Consider the following 20,833-nt stretch of genomic DNA (forward strand, 5'->3'; position numbering starts at 1 on the left):
ATATAGTATTTAATATATATCAATTACACCGCAGTGCAATTTTTTCCTTTTTCAGCATGAAGATAGTTCATAACCATTGTTGCAATCTTAAATGTCATTGCATCTTCAAACTGTCTCAAATCAAGACCGGTACGCTTTTCAATCTGTTCCAGACGATAGATCAGCGTGTTGCGGTGCATATGGAGCTGGCGTGAAGTCTCAGCAATGTTCAGATTGTTCTGAAGAAAACGGTTAATCGTCAAGAGCGTCTCATCGTCCAACTTGTCAGGAATCTCGTCTAAGAAAACTTCCTGGAGAAAGCTTTCGCACAGAGAAGCAGGAAGTTGATAAATCAGGCGTCCAATCCCCAGTTTATTGTATGGAAAGACAGTCTGTTCCGGATAGAAGAGTTTTCCAACCTTCAGTGCAAGGCTTGCCTCCCGAAAAGCCACGGATAATTCCAAAAGAGAAGGAATCATCTGACTAAAAGAAACCTGAACATGTGCAAGAGCTTCCGCATTCAGTGTATCAACAATCGCATGAGCCAGATGTCTTGCATATTCATCAGCAGAATCTTTGGAATCCTTTGTCTCATGAAATGGATATAATACAGCCAGTCGCTCTTTTGAAACAGGAACAATATAAGCTTTTGTTTGAGAAGGAAACAGATTTTTAAGGATCTCTGCAACAATCTCGTCAGGTTCTTTCATTTCAATCAGAAAGAGGATTCGCTCCTCTTCCGGTGCAATGTGGAGCCGTGCGGCACGCTGCTGTACATCATAGGAAGGAACACCACCGGTCATCAGTCCCATAAGAAAATCATTTTTATTATATTTTTCCCGGTAGGCAAGGCAGAGACAGCGAATCTGTTCCAGGGCCATCTGCTCCTGTTCAGAATCTTCGGCAGTCACTGTAAGTGTGATTCCGGTCAAACGTTTTAATTCATTGAGTCCTTTTTCAAGTTCGGATGTATTAGCCATAGTAATCTCCGTAAATAAAATAATAATAGATGGAAGAAAGGCTGCACCTTCCGAGAAAAGTACAGCCCCCTCCGTGTTTAGTTTAATTGTAAAGGATTAGTTTGTAATAGTCAACTCTGTGTCTTTGTCAAAGAGATGAATTTTTTCCATATCAAGTGCAAATACAGCATGATCTCCAGTTCTGAGTGTTGTACGTGGGTTAACACGTGCTGTCATCTGAGTTCCCTCAACATCGAAGTACAGGAATACTTCTGCTCCAAGCAGCTCGTAAACTTTGATTGTAGACTCAATTACGCTGTCAGGAGAGTTGCTGATGAACGCCTGTGAATCATGTACATCTTCCGGACGAATACCAAGAACAACTGTCTTTCCATCGTATCCGCCATCGATCAGTGCCTGCTTCTTAGAAGCCGGTACCTTAAGAACATGTTTTCCAACTGTAAGAGTAACATCATTTCCCTTAATTGTACATTTTGCATCCATGAAGTTCATCTGAGGTGATCCGATGAATCCTGCTACGAACAGGTTGCATGGTGTATTGTAAAGTGCCTGTGGTGTATCTACCTGCTGGACAACTCCGTCTTTCATAACAACGATTCTTGTTCCAAGTGTCATAGCTTCTGTCTGGTCATGTGTTACGTAGATGATTGTAGCACCCAGATTCTCATGAAGCTTGGAAATCTCGATACGCATCTGAACTCTCAGTTTAGCATCCAGGTTGGAAAGTGGCTCATCCATAAGGAATACCTTAGGATTACGAACGATAGCACGTCCCATAGCAACACGCTGTCTCTGTCCACCGGAAAGGGCCTTCGGTTTACGGTCGAGCAGTTTCTCAAGATCAAGGATCTTGGCAGCCTCACGAACCTTCTTATCAATCTCATCTTTCGGAACTTTACGAAGTTTCAGTCCGAAAGCCATGTTATCATATACTGTCATATGTGGATACAGAGCGTAGTTCTGGAATACCATTGCAATATCACGATCCTTTGGCTCTACATCGTTCATTACTTTTCCATCGATCTTAAGTGTACCGCCAGAGATATCCTCCAGACCAGCGATCATACGAAGTGTTGTAGATTTACCACATCCTGATGGTCCTACGAAGATGATGAACTCCTTGTCAGCGATTTCAAGATTGAAATCTTTTACTGCGTGAAATCCGTTAGGATAAATTTTCTGAATTCCCTGAAGAGATAAACTTGCCATTATAAGTGCCTCCTTAAATGATTATTTTTTACTTGTTTGACTAAATTTGGTTTTGTTTTTTAATTGGTAGTTGATTTTGGTTTGTTTAACTTATGTACTTAGTATAGCGTTAGGCACGAAAATCAACAATGTCACGAGTGACTAAAAAAAGGAGGGGAAAGTGTACATTTCAACCATATGAAGAAGAATGATGGTTGAAGTTATGAAATAAATCCGCTACAATAAGACTATTCACAGTGTATAGAAAACTGCGAACGATTATTATAGAAGAAAAGAGGAATTAAACATGGCAAATCCAGTAGTTACATTTGAGATGGAAAATGGCGATATCATGAAAGCAGAACTGTATCCGGAAGTAGCACCGAACACAGTGAACAACTTTGTATCACTTGTAAAAAAAGGCTTCTATGACGGAGTAATCTTCCACCGCGTGATCAGCGGATTCATGATCCAGGGCGGAGATCCGGACGGAACAGGAATGGGTGGCCCGGGATACTCAATCAAAGGTGAGTTCGCGCAGAACGGTGTAGAGAACAACCTTGTACATGATGCAGGAGTTCTTTCTATGGCACGTGCAATGCATCCGGATTCAGCAGGAAGCCAGTTCTTCATTATGCATAAGAAAGCACCACATCTTGACGGAGCTTATGCTGCATTTGGTAAGATCACAGAAGGAATGGATGTAGTGAATAAGATTGCTGAGACAGCAACAGACTACAGTGATCGTCCGCTGGAGAAACAGGTAATGAAGAAAGTTACTGTTGAGACATTTGGAGAGGATTATCCGGAGCCGGAAACAGTATAGTTCATAAAAACTTTATACTTTTAACGAAATTATTAGCACTCTTTTGAAAGGAGTGCTAATTTTCTATTGACTTTTAAATTTTGCTGTACTAGAATGTCCATTAGGCAGGCAAATATACTATCGATATCAGCGAAAAAGCTGATTGACAGCCGATATTAAAAGAAACGTAACTGAGCAGTTACGGATAGATTATAAATAAAAAGGAGTGCAGTAAAATGGCAGTTAAAAAAGGTACTTTATCAATTGACAGCGAAAACATTTTTCCTATTATCAAGAAATGGGTTTATTCCGATCATGATATCTTTGTACGTGAACTCGTATCCAACGGATGTGATGCGATCACTAAGTTGAAAAAGCTGGACATGATGGGAGAATATGAACTCCCGGAAGATTATAAACCGAAGATTGAAGTAATTGTCAATCCAGAAGAGAAGACAATGAAGTTTATCGATAACGGACTTGGTATGACAGCAGAAGAAGTAGAGGAGTATATCACTCAGATCGCATTTTCAGGTGCAACACAGTTCCTTGAGAAATATAAAGATAAGACAACAGACGATGAGATGATTGGACACTTCGGACTTGGATTCTATTCTGCATTCATGGTAGCAGACGAAGTTCAGATTGATACTCTTTCTTATAAAGAAGGCGCAAAGCCGGTACACTGGGCAAGTCAGGGCGGTACAGAGTATGAGATGCAGGAAGGAAATAAGACAACAGTTGGAAGTGAGATCACACTGTTCCTGAATGAGGATAGTCTTGAATTTGCAAACGAGTACCGTGCAAGAGAAGTGCTTGAGAGATATTGTTCTTTCATGCCGGTAGAGATCTTCCTCTCCAAGGCAAATGCAGAGCCGGAGTACGATACAATCGATGAGGCAGATGTTCTTGATACAGATACTGTAGTAGAGCATATTACAGAGGAACCAAAGGAAGGCGAAGAGGGCGAGCCGAAGCAGAAAGCGAAGATTGTAAGACGTCCGGTATCTATCAGTGATACACACCCACTTTGGACAAAGAATCCAAGTGAGTGCACAAAGGATGACTATATTGATTTTTACCGCAAGGTGTTCATGGATTACAAAGAGCCACTGTTCTGGATCCACCTGAACATGGATTATCCGTTTAACTTAAAGGGAATCCTTTATTTCCCGAAGATCAATACAGAGTATGATTCCATCGAAGGAAAGATTAAACTTTACAATAACCAGGTATTTATCGCAGATAATATTAAAGAAGTAATCCCAGAGTTCCTTATGGTACTTAAGGGAGTGATCGACTGTCCAGATCTGCCGTTGAACGTATCACGTAGTGCACTGCAGAACGACGGATTTGTAAATAAAGTTGCTGATTACATTTCCAAGAAGGTTGCTGACAAGCTGAATGGAATGTTCAAGACAGACCGTGAGAACTATGAGAAATATTGGGATGACATCAGTCCATTCATCAAGTTCGGCTGCCTGAAGGATGAGAAATTCGGTGAGAAGATGAAGAATTCTATGCTTTACAAGAATCTTGATCATAAATACATGACTCTCGAAGATATCATCAAAGAAGCCAAAGGCGAAGAAGCTGATGCAGCCAAGACAGAGGAAGCTAAGGCAGAAGAAACAAAAACAGACGCAGAAGAGTCTAAGGACGCAGATGCGAAGGAAGAAGAGAAGACAAGAATCTTCTATGTAACAGATGAAGTGCAGCAGAGCCAGTACATCAACATGTTCAAGGCCCAGGGACAGGATGCGATCATTCTGACACATAACATTGATTCTGCATTTATCACATACCTTGAGCAGAAACATCAGGAAGTTCAGTTCTTGAGAATTGATGCAGATGTACATGATTCTCTGAAGGATGAAGTTGCAGAAGATGAGAAGGAAGAATTCCAGAAGACAACAGACAGCCTTGTTGAAATCTTCCGCAAAGAGCTTGGCAATGAGAAGCTTGATGTTAAAGTTGAAAAGCTCAAAGATGAGAATGTAGCATCTATGGCAGTTCTTTCTGAGGAAAACAGAAGAATGCAGGAGATGATGAAGATGTATGGTATGGGCGGCATGGATGCATCCATGTTCGGAAGCCAGGCAACACTGGTACTCAATGCTAACCATCCACTTGTTCAGTTCCTTGTAACGAACAAAGACAGCGAGAACGTGTCAATCATCTGCAAACAGCTGTATGACCTTGCAATGCTTGCTCATAAGCCATTAAGTCCGGAAGAGATGACAGCATTCGTTAAGAGAAGCAATGATATTATGATGCTTCTGACAAAATAATAAAGTAAAATGATGAGAAACATGTTCTATGAGTTTCTCATCATTTATGGTAATAAGTTCAGCCGCTTCACGATTATTTGACCGTGAGGCGGCTGTTATTATGTGCGCCTTGCGGCGCACATCGCTAATAGATTTTTAAATTTACATCAACTCAAATTCAATCTCTTTTTTTAAAAAGAACTTCTTTACCATCTCATCCCATTCGCGTTCCAGGGTCTTATCCATCATAAAACTCTTGAAGGAAGTTCCGGTTACGCAGGTGAGATGAGTTCCATCGTAACGTATATTCAAATAGAGTCCCTGCACGTCAGCAGGATTAAGTCCCAGTTCTTTCTGTTCAATCAGACGGGAAATATTCTTTGAATTCAGGCTGAAGATAAAATGAAAACCGAGCGGTGTTTTCTTTCCCTTAATTAAGGAAAAACAAAATTCACGCAGATTTTTCCAAAGAGAATATTCCGGAATCTCTTCTTCAGAATCAAAGAAATCTTTCTGCATATACCCGTCAATCCGAAAGGTATTAAACGTAATAATCTCTCCTTCAATAAAAGAGAAATTGTCAAATGTCTCTTTTAACAGAAGGTGAGACATGAAGTTTTTTACATTTGTTAAAGTCAGTGAAATCATATAAATCAGATACCTCCGCAGCTGTTTAAGTTCTTAATCGTCTACCTATCATTGTACTAAAAGGAATGGCGAGATACAAGCGCAGATTTGTTGACTTTTATTGCTAAAAAATGTACTATTAAAACAGTATGGGATTCTATACAGTATATAAAAAACAGAAAGAATATAGATATATGAAGAAAACAATAAAAAGAAAGCAAAAACTGGGAATTCGGATCGGGGTCGGATGTGCGCTGGTCATTACAGTGATACTTCTGGCAGTGCAGGGTGTTAGCAATCTGACAAAGAAGCCAGTCGACACCAGTGAAGGAATTGCATATATAAAAGGCAAAGAATCTGCAGATGCGAAGACGATTGAGCAGAAGATTAATCAGTTGGAAAAGAAAGATGGAACAGGAGATTCATCCGATACAAGAAGCATGAAGGAACGCTTTTCCGGTGCTGTTGTGATGGGCGATTCCATTGCGGCGAGCTTTACAGAGTATGATGTACTGAATACATCAAGTGTTGTTGCGAAAATTGGAATTCATTTCAGCGAACTGGATGATCAGATCGAGCAGGCAAAACAACTGGATCCGCAGATTGTTTTTCTGGCATATGGGATGAATGATGTAACTAAGACAAACGGAGATGTAGACAAGTTTATCAAGGATTATTCAGATGTGATTAAGAAGATTCAGAAGGCTATGCCGGATGCGCATATTTTTGTGAATGCTGTTTTTCCGGTGCAGGAAAGTGCGGTAGAGAAGGAGCCGGCACTTGCAAATATCGCAGATTACAATGAAAAACTAGAAGCGATGTGTGAAAAGAAGCAGATCGGATACATTGATAATTCAGATATTATAGAAGATGAGTACTATGAAGAAGATGGAATTCATTTTAAGGCGAATTTCTATCCAATCTGGGCAGAAAAGATGGCGGAGGTGGCAACGCTATGACAGAGAAAAGACAGCGAATGATCTCTGCGATGAAATATATACTTTTAGTAATTATCGTGGGATATCTTGTGATATTGATGCTATATGCAAGTGGAAGTAAGCGGGCTTTTTCAGAAGTATCAAAGGCTCTGAGCAGTGTATTGGACAGTAAAGAACTTGTGCAGATGGATGACCAGATGCTCAAGAGAAATTATGGACTGAACAGTGCAGATTACAAGGGTGTTTTGTATTATTCTTCTCCGTCCAGTATTTCAGCAGCGGAAGTTCTGGTGATACAGGTGAAAAATGATGCACAGATAGAAAATGTGACAAATGCGATCGCACAGAGAAAAGCACAGAGAATAGAAGATTTTGATTCTTACCTGCCGGAACAGGTGAAGCTTTTAGAGGACTCACAGGAAAGTATTCGTGGAAGATATATCTTTTTTGCAGTATCTTCGAAAGCTTCTGAATATCGCAGCGCATTTGACAAGAGTCTGTAGAAGGGGGAGCAGATGTTATTTAGTAGTATTACATTTTTGTTTTTATTTCTGCCGATCATGCTGGCAGTTTATTATATTGCACCGCCGCAATGGAAGAATCTCCTGCTGCTTGCAGGCAGTCTGATTTTTTATGCCTGGGGTGAACCGGTTTATATCATTCTGATGATACTCAGCATTTTGTTAAACTATTTTTGCGGAATGGATATTGAGAATAAGAGTGAGAATGAGGCGAAAGCAAAGCGGTCACTGGTCTTTGCAATAACAGTAAATATTGTGCTGCTTGTGTTCTTTAAATATTTTGGATTTTTGGTAGAAAGTACGAATACGTTGTTCGGAATCAGTATTCCGTACAGGGAACTGGCATTACCAATTGGAATTTCTTTTTACACATTTCAGGAAATTTCCTATATTGTAGATGTATATCGAGGCAAGGTAAAAGCACAGCAGAGTCTGGTGAAGTATGCGCTGTATGTATCCATGTTTCCGCAGCTGGTTGCCGGACCAATCGTCTGTTATGGAGATATTGAGAAGCAGCTTACTGCAAGGAAAATCTCCGGAAGAAAGTTGGGACAGGGCGCGATGCTCTTTATTATTGGACTTTCGAAGAAAGCAGTGCTTGCAAATACACTGGGAAAGATTTTTGAAGAAATCTCATCGACATCAGCAAGTAACCTGACAGTTCTGATGGCATGGCTTGGATGTATTACTTATGCATTCCAGATTTATTTTGATTTCAGCGGTTATTCAGATATGGCAATCGGACTTGGAAGAATGTTCGGTTTTGAGTTTAAGAAGAACTTTGATGTGCCGTATATTTCTAAAAGTATTACAGAATTCTGGCGCAGATGGCACATTTCTTTGAGCTCCTGGTTCCGTGAATACGTATATATTCCGCTTGGTGGAAATCATGTGACGATTTCAAGAAATATTGTAAACCTTTTGATTGTCTGGATGCTGACCGGAATGTGGCACGGAGCTGCATGGAATTTTATTGTATGGGGAATCTATTATGGAGTAGTTCTCGTACTGGAGAAATATGTCTGGGGGGCAATCGTGGATCGGTGGCCAAGTGTATTGCAGCATATTTATGCATTAGTACTGGTGCTGGTTGGCTGGGTGTTTTTCTTTAGTCCAAGCCTTGGAGCAGCACTTCGTTACCTCTTTGCAATGGTTGGCGGCGGAGCAGGATTTGCCAGTAAAGAAGTATTCTTTGTGATCCTGACACACTGGTTGTTCTACTTGTTGGCAGTAATTGGATCAACAACACTTGGATCAAGAATGCTCCGTGCAATCCTGAATGTGTCTGAGAATCATACAGTACGGACTGTAATCACACTGGTTGTTTTCTTTGGAATGCTGGCAATATCAGTTGCTTATCTGATCGCAGATACGTACAATCCGTTTTTGTACTTTAGATTCTAGAGAGTTATAGAAAACAGTGAACGACAACAATTAAGGTGAAAAGATGAAGAAAGATAGACAGAGAAAAGTACAGGAGAAATTGGTTGGTATTATATTTATTCTGACCTTGTTTCTATTCCTTATTATAAATGTTATTGTGCCTGACAGAGAAAAATCAGTGCAGGAGAACCGTATGCTTGCAACGAAGCCAAAGTTTCGCCTGAGCAGTCTGATAAGCGGAGATTATGATGAAAAATTTGAAGCTTATATGGATGATCAGTTTGTTGGAAGAGACATGTGGAGAAAGCTGAAAGTTACGGTGGACCGGATTGGTGGAAGTCGTCTGGAAAACGGTGTCTATATCGGAACGAATGGGCAGCTTTTAGAACAGATTGAAGTTGCAGATGAGAATCATCTTGCCGCAAATATTAAGGCAATCAAATCATTTTCAGAGAGTCAGTCCAAGATTCCGGTTCGTATGATGCTTGTTCCGGATGCAGCAAATGTATTGAATCATTCCCTTCCGGCACTTGCGAAGCCGGAGGATCAGACACAGATGTTCAGTATGGTTCGTAAGGATCTTGGAGATAGCGTTGAGTGGATTGACGTGTCAACGGAATTGAATAAACATAAGACAGAGAAGATTTATTACAAAACAGATCATCACTGGACGACACTTGGTGCATTTTATGCATTTCAGGCGGCAGCACCATCCCTTGGGATTGAAGGAGATCTTTCAGGAAACTATGTTTCCTACGCAGTTTCAGACAGCTTTAACGGAATGCTGGCATCAAAAAGCGGAGTGAATCTTGGAGAGAAGGAACAGATTGATATTTATGTGCCGACAGAAGAAGATACAGACTTGATCGTGGATTACGTGGATGAAGGAAAGCGTTCCACATCCTTATATGATTCTTCTAAATTAAAGGAGAAAGATCAGTATACGGTATTTCTAGGAGGAAATTCATCCCTTCTTGATATCCGTACAGTTTCTACAAGCACAAAGCGTCTTCTCCTTGTGAAAGATTCCTTCGCAAATTCATTTATCCCGTTCCTGACACCATACTACAGAGAAATCGTAGTTGTGGATCCGAGATATTACAGCGGAACGATCAATGATCTTATGGATTCCTACAGAATCTCAGAGGTTCTGTTTTTATACAGTGGAAATACATTTTTCAAAGACAATAATATAAGTGGAGTGTTTGCAGTTGAGTAATCGAATCAAAGAAGAATTTTTACAGAAGAGTGAGCCGGTAAGGCTGAATAAATATTTGAGCGAGGCGGGCGTGTGTTCCAGAAGGGAGGCAGACCGCCTCATTGAGACTGGACGCGTGACAGTTGATGGACAGCGTGCGCAGACCGGTATGCGTATCGTGCCGGGACAGGTTGTGAAAGTTGGAAATAAAGTTGTCTCAAAACAGGACGAGATGATCGTGCTGGCAGTAAATAAACCGCGTGGAATCGTTTGTACAGAAGAACGCAGAGAGAGGGACAGCATTGTCCGTTTCCTGAATTATCCGGTGCGTGTGACTTATATCGGACGACTTGATAAGGATTCTCACGGACTCCTTCTGATGACGAACAACGGTGATATCATCAATAAAATGATGCGTGCAGCCAATAAACATGAGAAAGAATATAAAGTAACTGTTGATAAAGAGATTACGGAAGAATTCTTAAAGAAGATGGCAGCAGGAGTTCCGATTCTTGATACCGTAACACGTCCGTGTACAGTGAAAAAAATCGGTAAATATACATTTTCCATAATCCTGACACAGGGGTTGAACCGTCAGATCCGCAGAATGTGTGAGGCTCTTGGATATGAAGTGAAGGATCTTTTACGCGTCCGCGTGATGAATATCACACTGGATGGATTGAAGGATGGACAGTACAGAAAACTGACAGATCAGGAATTGAACGAATTATATGATCAGCTGAAAGATTCTTCTGCATTGCCCGGTGGAAAATATCAGGAACAGTGGGCAGCAACACAAGATAATAGAACGAGACATGGGAAAGGGAAGAAGTGATGATGGATGAGCAGAAAGAAATGAATCACATGCGAGAACTGGTGGAACTTCTGAACAGAGCGAGACGTTCTTATGAGCAGGAAAATACAGAGATTATGAGCAACTACGAGTATGACAAGCTCTATGATGAACTGCAGGAGTTGGAAGAGAAGCTTGGTACGAGAATGGCAAACAGTCCGACGGTAAATGTTGGATATGAAGTACTCAGTGAGCTCCCGAAAGAACGTCATGAGCGTCCGATGCTTTCTCTGGACAAAACGAAAGATGTAGAAAGGCTGAAGGAATTCCTAGGCGGACAAAAAGCATTAATCTCCTGGAAACTGGATGGACTTACTGTTGTTCTGACCTATCAGAACGGAGAACTTGCGAAGGCAGTCACCAGAGGAAACGGAGTGATCGGTGAGGTCATTACAAACAATGCGAAAGTATTTAAAAATGTACCGCTTAAGATTCCATATCAGGGAGAACTTGTACTGCGAGGAGAGGCAGTTATTTCCTATAAAGATTTCGAGAAGATCAATGAAGAGATTGAGGATGTAGATGCGAAATATAAGAATCCACGAAATCTTTGCAGCGGTTCTGTTCGTCAGCTGAATAATGAAATCACTGCAAAGAGAAATGTAAGGTTCTACGCATTTACACTCGTTCGTGCAGAAGGCGTGGACTTCCAGAATTCCAGAAAATATCAGATGCAGTGGCTTGAAAACCAGGGATTTGATGTTGTGGAGAACCATGAAGTGACAAGAGATACGATTGAAGAGGAAGTGGCATGGTTTGCCCGTGAGATTGAGCACAACGAAGTTCCATCGGACGGTCTTGTGCTTGTGTATGATGATATTGCTTACGGACAGTCACTTGGAACAACAGCGAAGTTCCCAAGAGATTCCTTTGCCTTCAAATGGGCAGATGAGATCCGCAACACAAAGTTGCTTGAGATTGAGTGGAGTCCGTCAAGAACAGGTCTGATCAATCCGGTGGCGGTTTTTGAGCCGGTAGAGCTTGAAGGAACGACAGTCAGCCGTGCAAGCGTCCATAATATCAGCATCATGGAAGAACTTGAACTTGGTGTTGGAGATGAGATCCAGGTATACAAGGCGAACATGATTATTCCGCAGATTGCGGAGAATCTGACAAGAAGTGGAGTGAAAGATATTCCAAAAGTTTGTCCGGTCTGTGGAGGTGAGACGAAAATCTCTATGGAAAATGAGACAAAGACGCTGTATTGTACCAATCCGAAGTGTCAGGCAAAGCATGTGAAGTCCTTTGCACTTTTTGCGAGCAGAGATGCGATGAATATTGAGGGTCTTTCAGAGGCAACACTGGAGAAATTCATTTTCCACGGCTATGTGAAAGACTTTACAGATCTCTTCCATCTTGATAACTACAGAGATGAGATCATGACAATGGATGGCTTTGGCGAAAAATCTTTCCTGAAACTGCAGAGCAGTATTGAAAAGGCAAGAAAGACAACACTTGCAAGACTGGTTTATGGTCTCGGAATTCCGGGAATCGGAAGTGCGAATGCTAAGGTAATCTGCCGGGCACTTGGAAATGATTCGCAACGCGTGCTTCAGGCAGAAGAGGCAGAACTGGTTGAGATCCAGGGTGTCGGAGCAGTCATGGCGAAAAGCTATGTAGATTATTTTAAAGAGGAAGAGCATCAGGAAATCTTTAAGCGACTTCTTAGCGAAGTGGAATTAGAAGAAGAGGAAGTAACAGAAGACAGCCAGAAATTCGCCGGAGTGAACTTTGTTATTACCGGAAGTGTTGAACATTTTGCAAATCGTGCAGAGGTAAAGGCTGAGATTGAAAAACGTGGCGGTAAGGTGACGGGAAGTGTCACATCAAAGACAAATTATTTGATCAACAATGACGTAAATTCCACATCTTCAAAAAATAAAAAGGCAAGAGATCTCGGAGTTCCGATCATTTCAGAAAATGATTTTCTGGAAATGCTGTAAAGAAACAGTGGAAATACACAGGTTATAGGAAAGGTGACTTAAAATAACTGGGAGATGATAGTGTGAAGAAAAATAAATTCTACCCGTTGGCCGGAACAGCGGTATTCCTTTTGGATCAATGGATAAAAGATTATGTAGAAAAGAACTTGAAGATGGGAGAGAAGAGGAAGCTGGCAGAGAAGTTGGAACTCCGGCGTGTCCATAATCCGGGAATCTGCCTGGGAGTTTTTGCAAATAAACCGGAAAAGGTGAAAAAGCTTACAGAAGCAGGAACAGGTATTGTGACAGTGACACAGATGCTGACACTTCTTGGAAACAATCATGTTTTGAAAAAAGCAGGAATCACACTTGCGGCAGCGGGTGCGTGGAGTAATCTGGCAGACCGTTATCATAAAGAGAAGGTGGTTGATTACATCGGGATTAAGACAGAAAAGAAAAAGCTGGAACAAGTAACTTATAATTTGGGAGACTTTGCAATCGGAGCAGGCGGAGTACTCTGGGTTCTTGGTTCTATGTTTAAGAAAGAAGGAACAGAATTATGATTCAGGATATACAGCCACATCAGTTTGATAACCAGTACAGACCATGCCCTCCGGATGCGCAGAGCTATGCATTGTATTACGAAGGACAAAGTGCACTGCTGAAGAAAAGGAAAGATGGAATTGAATTTCCAAGATTTCGTGATTTGGAACGGCTTAATGAAGAAATTTATGAAGAAGCAGTTTATCTGTTTACGATTGACGAGGAACGCTTTTATCTGGTACAGAATATTAGTCGTGAACGGTTGTCAGAGTTTACAATGGAGAATAAAGAATCTTTCCGTTATGCAGAACCGCAGTATCTTGCATTTGCCGGAATTACCGGTTATCAGTTGAACAACTGGTATCGTAATCGCAAGTTCTGTGGACGCTGTGGACATAAGATGAGACATGATGAAAAAGAACGTATGATGCGTTGCGATCATTGTGGCAATATGGAATTTCCGAAAATCTGCCCGGCAGTTATCATAGGAGTAACTGATGGTGACAAGATTCTCATGTCAAAATACGCTGGAAGAGCATATAAAAAATATGCACTTCTTGCAGGATTTACCGAGATTGGAGAAACAATCGAGGAGACTGTTCAGCGTGAAGTAATGGAAGAAGTCGGGCTGAAAGTCAAGAACATACGTTATTATAAGAGCCAGCCGTGGTCTTTCAGTGATACGATCCTGATGGGGTTCTATTGCGACCTGGATGGAGAGGAAGAAATTACATTAGATCGGGAAGAACTGGCACTGGCAGAATGGTTTCAAAGGGATGAGATTCCGGTGGAGCCGAGCAGAGACAGTTTGACAAACGAGATGATCATCAAGTTCAAAAACGGTGAAGTGTAAAACTTTTTTATAAATGTGAATAAATCCAATGAGAAAACGGAAAGATGTGAATATCTCTGAGAAATTCATATCTTTCCGTTTTGATATACTTGTTTAATTGCGTGATATTGCAGTAATAACAGTTAAGCTTCGGGACATGTGATTTTGATCACCTGCTCGATCATATGATGCAGCAGCTGTGCCTGGTTTGTGTCGGCTGCTTTGTAGTAAACTTCTTTCCCCTCTCTGCGGCTTGTGATCAGTCCGTAAGATTTCAGCTGGCGGAGATGGTGAGAGACAGCCGGGCTACTCATGTCCATCATGGAAGAAATGTTGATCACACATTCTTCGCAGTGGCAGAGAAGCCAGAAAATGCGTACCCTGCTGTTATCTCCGAGGACCTTGAACAGGTCAGCAACAATCTGGAAATCCTCCGTCTTTGCAATATTATCTATAAGAAGTTCTGTATTCAGATGTTCACCATGATTATGTGGTAAAATATGGTCAGTCATAAACAATCTCCTTTTATTCGGTATTGAAATTCAATAGCGCCTTTGGCAACTCTATAATCATAAAGGTATTGTAACATAAAAATACCAAAATGTATTGACTTTTTCATTTGGTTGGCTATAATGTAAATATAAAGATTAAACGAATGCTTAATCGTTTAATGAAAATGAATAGGAAACATGTTTGATGAAAGTCAAAAAACAAGATCAAAGGAGAAGAGAAAGATGAAGAAGACTTATAAGATTGAAGTGGATTGTGCAAATTGTGCGAACAAGATGGAAGATGCAGCAAAGAACACAGCAGGTGTTCAGAATGCAACAGTGAATTTCATGACACAGAAGATGATCGTTGAGTTTGAAGAGGGACAGGATGCAAAGAGCGTTATGAAAGACGTTCTGAAGAACTGTAAGAAGGTAGAAGACGATTGCGAGATCTACCTGTAAGAGGGTGAGAAGAATGACGAAGAAGCAGAAGAAGATGCTGACCAGGATCATCGCTGCGGCGGTGCTCCTGATTCTATTGAATTTCCTTCCGGTAACAGGAATTATCAGATTTGTATTGTTTTTGATTCCATATCTGATCGTTGGTTACGATATTTTGAAGAAAGCATGGAAGGGAATCTTAAACCGTCAGGTATTTGATGAGAATTTCCTGATGGCAGTTGCCACGGTCGGTGCGATTGCGATTGCATTTTATGAGAAGTCCGGAGACTTTAATGAAGCGGTTGCTGTTATGCTGTTTTATCAGATCGGTGAACTTTTTCAGAGCTATGCAGTTGGAAAGAGCCGTAGAAATATCAGTGAACTGATGGATATCCGTCCGGATTATGCGAACATAGAGCAGGATGGAAGTCTTGAACAGGTGGATCCGGATGAAGTTGAGATCGGAACAGTGATTATTGTTCAGCCGGGAGAAAAAGTGCCAATCGACGGTGTGGTTGTAGAGGGAACCTCTACACTGAATACAAGTGCGTTGACCGGTGAAAGCGTTCCGAGAGAAGCGAAGGCCGGAGATGAGATCATCAGTGGCTGTATCAATCTGACAGGTGTGTTGAAGATCCGTACAACAAAAGAGTTCGGAGAATCAACGGTATCCAAGGTACTGGAACTGGTAGAAGAATCTACATCCAGAAAATCAAGATCAGAGAACTTTATTTCTAAATTTGCGAAATATTATACACCGGCGGTATGCTATGGCGCACTTGCACTTGCAGTGCTTCCACCACTTGTGAGAATGTTTGCAATGGGAGCTGCACCGCAGTGGAATGACTGGATCTACAGAGCACTGACATTTCTTGTAATCAGCTGTCCGTGCGCGCTGGTTATCAGCATCCCACTTAGCTTTTTCGCAGGAATCGGTGGGGCAAGTCATGAGGGAATTCTGGTGAAAGGATCCAATTATCTCGAGGCACTGTCCAAGACAAAATATGTTGTTTTTGACAAGACAGGAACTTTGACACAGGGAATTTTTGAAGTGGTCGGAGTACATCATAATCAGATGGAAGAAAAGCAACTCTTAGAGTATGCGGCACTTGCAGAGAGTGCGTCGTCCCATCCAATCAGCAAGAGTATTCAGAGGGCTTACGGAAAAGAACTGGATCGTTCGCGTGTTAGCGAGATTGAAGAGATTAGTGGAAATGGAATTACAGCGAAGGTAGATGGTAGAAGTGTTGCAGCAGGAAATGTTAAGCTGATGGATCGCCTTGGTATTCCATATAAATCATGTCATAAAGTAGGAACAATCATACATATGGCAATTGATGGCGAATATGCAGGACACATTGTGATTTCAGATGTTGAGAAACCGACTTCTAAAGAAGCAATCGCGAAACTGAAACAGGCAGGAATTCAGAAGACAATCATGTTGACGGGAGATGCGAAACAGGTGGCAGACCAGGTGGCAGCAGATCTTGGTATTGATGAGGTTCACAGCGAACTGCTTCCTGGAGATAAGGTGGAGCAGGTAGAAAGACTTCTGGCTGAGAAGCCGGCGAAGGCAAATCTGGCATTTGTCGGAGACGGTATTAACGATGCACCGGTTCTTGGAAGAGCGGATATCGGTATTGCGATGGGGGCAATGGGATCCGATGCGGCAATTGAGGCAGCAGATGTTGTCCTGATGGATGATGATCCGCTGAAGATTGTTAAGGCAATCCGAATTTCTAAGAAATGTCTCGGAGTCGTATATCAGAATATTGTATTTGCTCTCGCAGTAAAGGGCGTGTGCCTGATTCTCGGAGCACTTGGAATTGCAAATATGTGGCTCGCAATCTTTGCAGATGTGGGAGTTATGGTACTTGCAATACTCAATGCGATGCGTACACTTTTTGTGAAGAAGTTATAAAAAGAAAAGGATGAATGGTAAATGTGAGATACATTACCACTCATCCTTTTTCTAATGACTTAATCAGTAAAATCTTATACAGCTTTCAGGAACTGTACACTGTAAGCCGGCATTGTCAGCTGTCCGTTCAGAGTTACATTTTCTATTTCATCAGCATTTGCAAGCAGTTCTGTGAAATTACCCTGCAGTTCTCCATTTCCGGCAGTAAACTCAGAATCACCGGCGTTGATCGCAACGAGAACACGTTCATTATCTGTACGGCGTTCAAAGATCAGCTGATGATTTGTAATGACAACATTTCGGTAAGAACCATTGCAAAGAGCATCACTGTTTCTGCGAACTTCAATCAATTCTTTGATGAAATCAGTCAGTTCATTCGGCTTCGGCTCTTCGAAGCATGGACGAAGTGCATAGTCATTATCCGGTGCTTTCACACCTTCCTCGCCCCATTCACTTCCATAATAGATACACGGAATACCCGGCATACCAAAGAGAAGACCGTAAGCAAGCGGAAGATGATTCTTGTTCGTCAGGATACTTGCGATACGTGTGACATCATGATTATCTACAAATGTCATCAAATGCTTTCCACGATAAATACACCACTGCTCCGGTCCGAACTGGCGATTCAGGGAATGTGCGATCTCAAACATGTTCATACAGTTGAAGCTGGAGAAAATTCCTTTGTAGCACTCGTAGTTTGTACAGCTGTGAAGCATCTCATCATTTACGATCAGGTTGTAGTCACCGAAGAGAACTTCACCGATCAGTGCAAATCCCGGTTTCAGTTCCTCACAGAAGCTGCGCAGACGGCGCATGAAATTATGATCCAGGCAATAAGCTACATCCAGACGCAGTCCGTCTATGCCGAACTCTTCAATCCACATCTTGACACAGTCAAGCAGATAGTCGACAACTGCAGGATTCTGCAGATTTAATTTGACAAGTTCAAAATGACCTTCCCATCCTTCATACCAGAAACCATCGTTATACGCACTGTTTCCGTCGAAGCTGATATGGAACCAGTCTTTATACGGAGAGTCCCATTTCTTCTCCTGCACATCTTTAAAGGCCCAGAAGCCACGTCCAACATGATTGAATACTCCGTCCAGCATGATCTTTACATTGTTATCATGCAGCTTTTCACAGACTTCTTTAAAGTCTTCGTTCGTTCCAAGACGACAGTCGATCTTGCGGAAATCTCTTGTGTCATACCCATGGTTGTCTGATTCGAAAATCGGATTCAAGATGATTGAACCGATTCCAAGATCACCAAGATATTCTGCCCATTCACCAATTTTAAGAATCCGGTGTTCTGTTACTCCGTCATTATGTACCGGAGCACCGCAGAATCCGATCGGGTAGATTTGATAAAAAGTTTCATTGTAAGCCCACATAGTTGTTACCCACTTTCTTGATTCGGATTTTTATCGGATTTCGATAAAGAGTCAGAGATATAAAAATCTCTTAAAACCTATTTCTAATTATAACATAAGTTGAGCGGTTTGGTGAAAAAGTTTAAAGAGATAGAATTGCATTTACGAGAAATACAACGTATACTAAAATTATCGAAACAACAGGAAGATACTGGCCGGATGATACAGAAATATGGAAGATTCAAAGGAGGATATCATGGGAGAAGAGATATACCAGAAAGCACTGGAGTATGCGAAGAAGAAGCATGAAGGACAGTTTCGGATAGGTGGAGCTCCTTTTATTGTACATCCGATTGCAGTTGCAGAGATTCTTCGACAGGATGGTAAGCAGGTTGAATATCGGGTTGCGGCAGTATTTCATGATCTTTTAGAGGATACAGATGCTTCAGAACAGGAGATTGTAGAAATCGGGGGAGAAGATGTCTTAAAAGCAGTGAAGCTGGTGACGAAGGAAAAAGAATATTGTATGGAGACCTATATTGCAGGGATTAAGACAAATTCTATGGCATATGCAGTGAAAGGGGCAGATCGTCTTCATAATCTGCAGAGTGCATTCTGTGCAAATGAGAAGTTTCGCAAGAAATACATCCGCGAGACGCTTGACTGGTATATGAAATTCAGACCGGAGATCCCGGAAGTTGTAGCAGAACTGATTGAAAGTTTGAATGATTGTGAAGAAAAGCAACAATTTCGTGAGGAAGTAAAAGTATTTTAAATAGATCAAAAAGATTAAGATTTTTTTAGAATACAAGGCTTATGTTGCGAAATGAAGGTTGAAATGGTATATTAAATTAGTATTCATGGGCTGGTAAGCGTAGAAATTGCGTTTGGCAGTGCCATTAGAAAGCGACAGATAGAAACATAGAGAATGATTTACAGGGAAGGAAACTAAAGAATATGAGTCAGCAGGACAAAAGATCTCGGCGCAGGAGACCTTCTGATGAAAGAAATGATGTGCGAAGAAAGAAAAGACATTCCAATAGAAAAAATACATCTGACAGACATCGCCGAAGGAGAAAGGTGAAAAAGAGAGAGAATAAACTCAGCAGAACAATTGGATTAGTTCTGGCAATTGTTCAGCTTATTGCGACAGGGATTTTTATGGCAGGAATATTTAAATTGAATATGCTTCCGACAAAGTATGTTGTTGCAGTAACTGTAGCATTGGTGCTGTTTTGGGGAGTTATTCTGGCAAGCCAGTTCTTTTCCAAGAAAAATGCGATTACAGGAAAAATTATCAGCGTATTGATTACCGTATTGTTGATTTTTAGTTCGTATTATCTGTTCAAGGTAAGTGGAACGGTTTCCAAAATCTCTGGTGGAGAGTATAAACTAGATAAAGTAGTTGTATCTGTTATGGCAGATGATTCAGCAGAGGCAATCAAAGATGCAAAAAATTACACATTTGGTGTACAATATAAGATGAATGGAGATCAGATTAAACAGACTGTTCAGGCAATTAATGAAGAACTCGGAACGGAAATTAAGACAGAAGAGTATGATACATTGGCAGAACAGGCCGAGGCTCTTCATGATGGAAAAGTAGATGCGATTATTTATAATCAGGGATTTACAGGAGTTCTTGAAGAAGCATTTGAAGGGTATGAAGATAATACAAAAGTGATTTATTCCCATGACATTAAGACTGAGATAGAAGATACCTCATCTGATGTTGAAGTGAAAAATGATACATTCAGTGTATACATCAGTGGTATTGATGTTTATGGAGCAATTGAGACAAACAGCCGAAGTGATGTAAATATCATAGCAGAAGTAAATCCAACAACACACCAGATCCTGCTTGTGACCACACCGCGTGATTATTATGTCGAAATTCCTGAGGTTTCAGGTGGACAGAAAGATAAACTGACACATGCAGGAATCTATGGCGTGGATAAGTCTATGAAGACATTAGAGAAGTTATATGATACGAATCTTGATTTCTACGCGCGAGTAAACTTTACTTCCCTGATCACAATGGTAGATGCACTTGGTGGAGTAGATGTAGAATCCGAGTATGCCTTTACAACAAGTGAAGATTCAGGACTTGTGATGGAGGTTGTACAGGGAACCAACCACTTTAACGGAAAACAGGCGTTAGCATTTTCGAGAGAGCGTCAGAATGTACCAGGAGGAGATAATCAGCGCGGTAAGGATCAGCAGGCGGTAATTACAGCAATGATCAAGAAGATGGTATCTCCGGCAATTTTGACAGGAGCAAATGGAATTCTTAATAGTGTAAGTGGAAATGTTGAAACAAATATGTCTGAAGCTCAGATTCAGGAATTGATCAAAACCCAGCTTTCTGAGAACCCGCAATGGACAATTACATCAATGGCAGCAGAGGGAACAGGAGACACTCAGTATTGTTATTCTTATTCCGGTAAGCCTTTATATGTAATGCAGCCAAATCAGGAGTCTGTAGACGCAATCAAAGAAGCTATGGATAAAGTGGAGAACGGAGAAACTCTGGAAGGCGGAACAACAACAGAGTAATAGACAACG

At 41.2% G+C, this 20,833-nt stretch carries 19 protein-coding genes; 14 read left to right on the forward strand and 5 right to left on the reverse strand.

Annotated elements, in window-relative coordinates; all coding sequences use genetic code 11:
- Nucleotides 1-23: 23 nt before the first annotated feature.
- Complete coding sequence (locus LI126_RS09115) at nt 24-959, reverse strand: PucR family transcriptional regulator (protein ID WP_227165241.1); 936 nt, start codon at nt 957-959, stop codon at nt 24-26.
- Nucleotides 960-1,055: 96 nt separating this feature from the next.
- Nucleotides 1,056-2,168 (reverse strand): ABC transporter ATP-binding protein, encoded by a 1,113-nt coding sequence (locus LI126_RS09120; RefSeq protein ID WP_227165242.1) that lies wholly within the window; start codon nt 2,166-2,168, stop codon nt 1,056-1,058.
- A gap of 286 nt (nt 2,169-2,454) precedes the next feature.
- Here LI126_RS09120 and LI126_RS09125 point away from each other — a divergent pair, with 286 nt between their 5' ends.
- Both LI126_RS09125 and htpG read left to right on the forward strand, forming a co-directional pair.
- On the forward strand, nt 2,455-2,973 hold the full coding sequence (locus LI126_RS09125) for a peptidylprolyl isomerase (RefSeq protein WP_015527931.1): 519 nt from the start codon (nt 2,455-2,457) through the stop codon (nt 2,971-2,973).
- Nucleotides 2,974-3,188: 215 nt separating this feature from the next.
- Entirely contained in the window at nt 3,189-5,243 is a 2,055-nt protein-coding gene (htpG, locus tag LI126_RS09130) for a molecular chaperone HtpG (RefSeq protein WP_020437292.1), read from the forward strand.
- A 141-nt stretch (nt 5,244-5,384) separates the two neighbouring features.
- Here the strand turns inward: htpG and LI126_RS09135 are convergent, their stop codons facing one another.
- A complete protein-coding gene (locus tag LI126_RS09135) occupies nt 5,385-5,870 on the reverse strand; it encodes a DUF5721 family protein (protein WP_020437291.1) in 486 nt (161 codons plus the stop codon).
- Between the two features lie 173 nt (nt 5,871-6,043).
- Here LI126_RS09135 and LI126_RS09140 point away from each other — a divergent pair, with 173 nt between their 5' ends.
- The 8 genes from LI126_RS09140 (at nt 6,044) to nudC (ending at nt 14,060) form a co-directional block, all read left to right on the forward strand.
- Complete coding sequence (locus LI126_RS09140) at nt 6,044-6,808, forward strand: GDSL-type esterase/lipase family protein (RefSeq protein ID WP_055147826.1); 765 nt, start codon at nt 6,044-6,046, stop codon at nt 6,806-6,808.
- Nucleotides 6,805-7,290: a DUF4358 domain-containing protein gene (locus LI126_RS09145; protein ID WP_015527927.1), complete on the forward strand. Its 486-nt coding sequence runs from the start codon at nt 6,805-6,807 to the stop codon at nt 7,288-7,290. The genes LI126_RS09140 and LI126_RS09145 overlap by 4 nt, the downstream gene beginning before the upstream one ends.
- A 12-nt stretch (nt 7,291-7,302) precedes the next feature.
- A complete protein-coding gene (locus LI126_RS09150) occupies nt 7,303-8,712 on the forward strand; it encodes an MBOAT family O-acyltransferase (protein ID WP_055147670.1) in 1,410 nt (469 codons plus the stop codon).
- A gap of 43 nt (nt 8,713-8,755) precedes the next feature.
- Nucleotides 8,756-9,910 (forward strand): DHHW family protein, encoded by a 1,155-nt coding sequence (locus LI126_RS09155; protein ID WP_055147673.1) that lies wholly within the window; start codon nt 8,756-8,758, stop codon nt 9,908-9,910.
- Complete coding sequence (rluF, locus tag LI126_RS09160) at nt 9,903-10,724, forward strand: 23S rRNA pseudouridine(2604) synthase RluF (protein ID WP_227165243.1); 822 nt, start codon at nt 9,903-9,905, stop codon at nt 10,722-10,724. Before LI126_RS09155 ends, rluF begins: the two co-directional genes overlap by 8 nt.
- Before the next feature lie 2 nt (nt 10,725-10,726).
- Entirely contained in the window at nt 10,727-12,685 is a 1,959-nt protein-coding gene (ligA, locus tag LI126_RS09165) for an NAD-dependent DNA ligase LigA (RefSeq protein ID WP_227165278.1), read from the forward strand.
- Nucleotides 12,686-12,747: 62 nt separating this feature from the next.
- Complete coding sequence (locus LI126_RS09170; protein ID WP_055147682.1) at nt 12,748-13,227, forward strand: signal peptidase II; 480 nt, start codon at nt 12,748-12,750, stop codon at nt 13,225-13,227.
- Nucleotides 13,224-14,060 (forward strand): NAD(+) diphosphatase, encoded by an 837-nt coding sequence (nudC, locus tag LI126_RS09175; protein WP_117498630.1) that lies wholly within the window; start codon nt 13,224-13,226, stop codon nt 14,058-14,060. The genes LI126_RS09170 and nudC overlap by 4 nt, the downstream gene beginning before the upstream one ends.
- Before the next feature lie 122 nt (nt 14,061-14,182).
- Here nudC and LI126_RS09180 read toward each other — a convergent pair whose 3' ends face one another.
- Nucleotides 14,183-14,551, reverse strand: coding sequence for an ArsR/SmtB family transcription factor (locus LI126_RS09180; protein WP_020437283.1), 369 nt, complete (start codon nt 14,549-14,551; stop codon nt 14,183-14,185).
- A gap of 222 nt (nt 14,552-14,773) precedes the next feature.
- On the opposite strand from LI126_RS09180, the gene LI126_RS09185 reads away from it, so the two are divergent.
- Nucleotides 14,774-14,992, forward strand: a complete 219-nt coding sequence (locus LI126_RS09185) for a cation transporter (protein WP_020437282.1) — start codon at nt 14,774-14,776, stop codon at nt 14,990-14,992.
- Between the two features lie 13 nt (nt 14,993-15,005).
- Nucleotides 15,006-16,892 (forward strand): heavy metal translocating P-type ATPase, encoded by a 1,887-nt coding sequence (locus tag LI126_RS09190; RefSeq protein ID WP_227165244.1) that lies wholly within the window; start codon nt 15,006-15,008, stop codon nt 16,890-16,892.
- Between the two features lie 74 nt (nt 16,893-16,966).
- On the opposite strand, the gene LI126_RS09195 is transcribed toward LI126_RS09190, so the two are convergent.
- The gene (locus LI126_RS09195; protein ID WP_196021266.1) at nt 16,967-18,289 is read right to left on the reverse strand and encodes an alpha-amylase family glycosyl hydrolase; all 1,323 of its coding nucleotides are present in this window, start codon (nt 18,287-18,289) and stop codon (nt 16,967-16,969) included.
- Nucleotides 18,290-18,524: 235 nt separating this feature from the next.
- Here LI126_RS09195 and LI126_RS09200 point away from each other — a divergent pair, with 235 nt between their 5' ends.
- Entirely contained in the window at nt 18,525-19,043 is a 519-nt protein-coding gene (locus LI126_RS09200) for an HD domain-containing protein (protein WP_020437279.1), read from the forward strand.
- Between the two features lie 305 nt (nt 19,044-19,348).
- Nucleotides 19,349-20,824, forward strand: coding sequence for an LCP family protein (locus tag LI126_RS09205; protein ID WP_331469900.1), 1,476 nt, complete (start codon nt 19,349-19,351; stop codon nt 20,822-20,824).
- The last annotated feature ends 9 nt before the right edge of the window (nt 20,825-20,833 follow it).

Source organism: Mediterraneibacter sp. 210702-DFI.5.30 (genome assembly GCF_020560115.1).
Taxonomy (GTDB): Bacteria; Bacillota; Clostridia; order Lachnospirales; family Lachnospiraceae; genus Mediterraneibacter; species Mediterraneibacter faecis.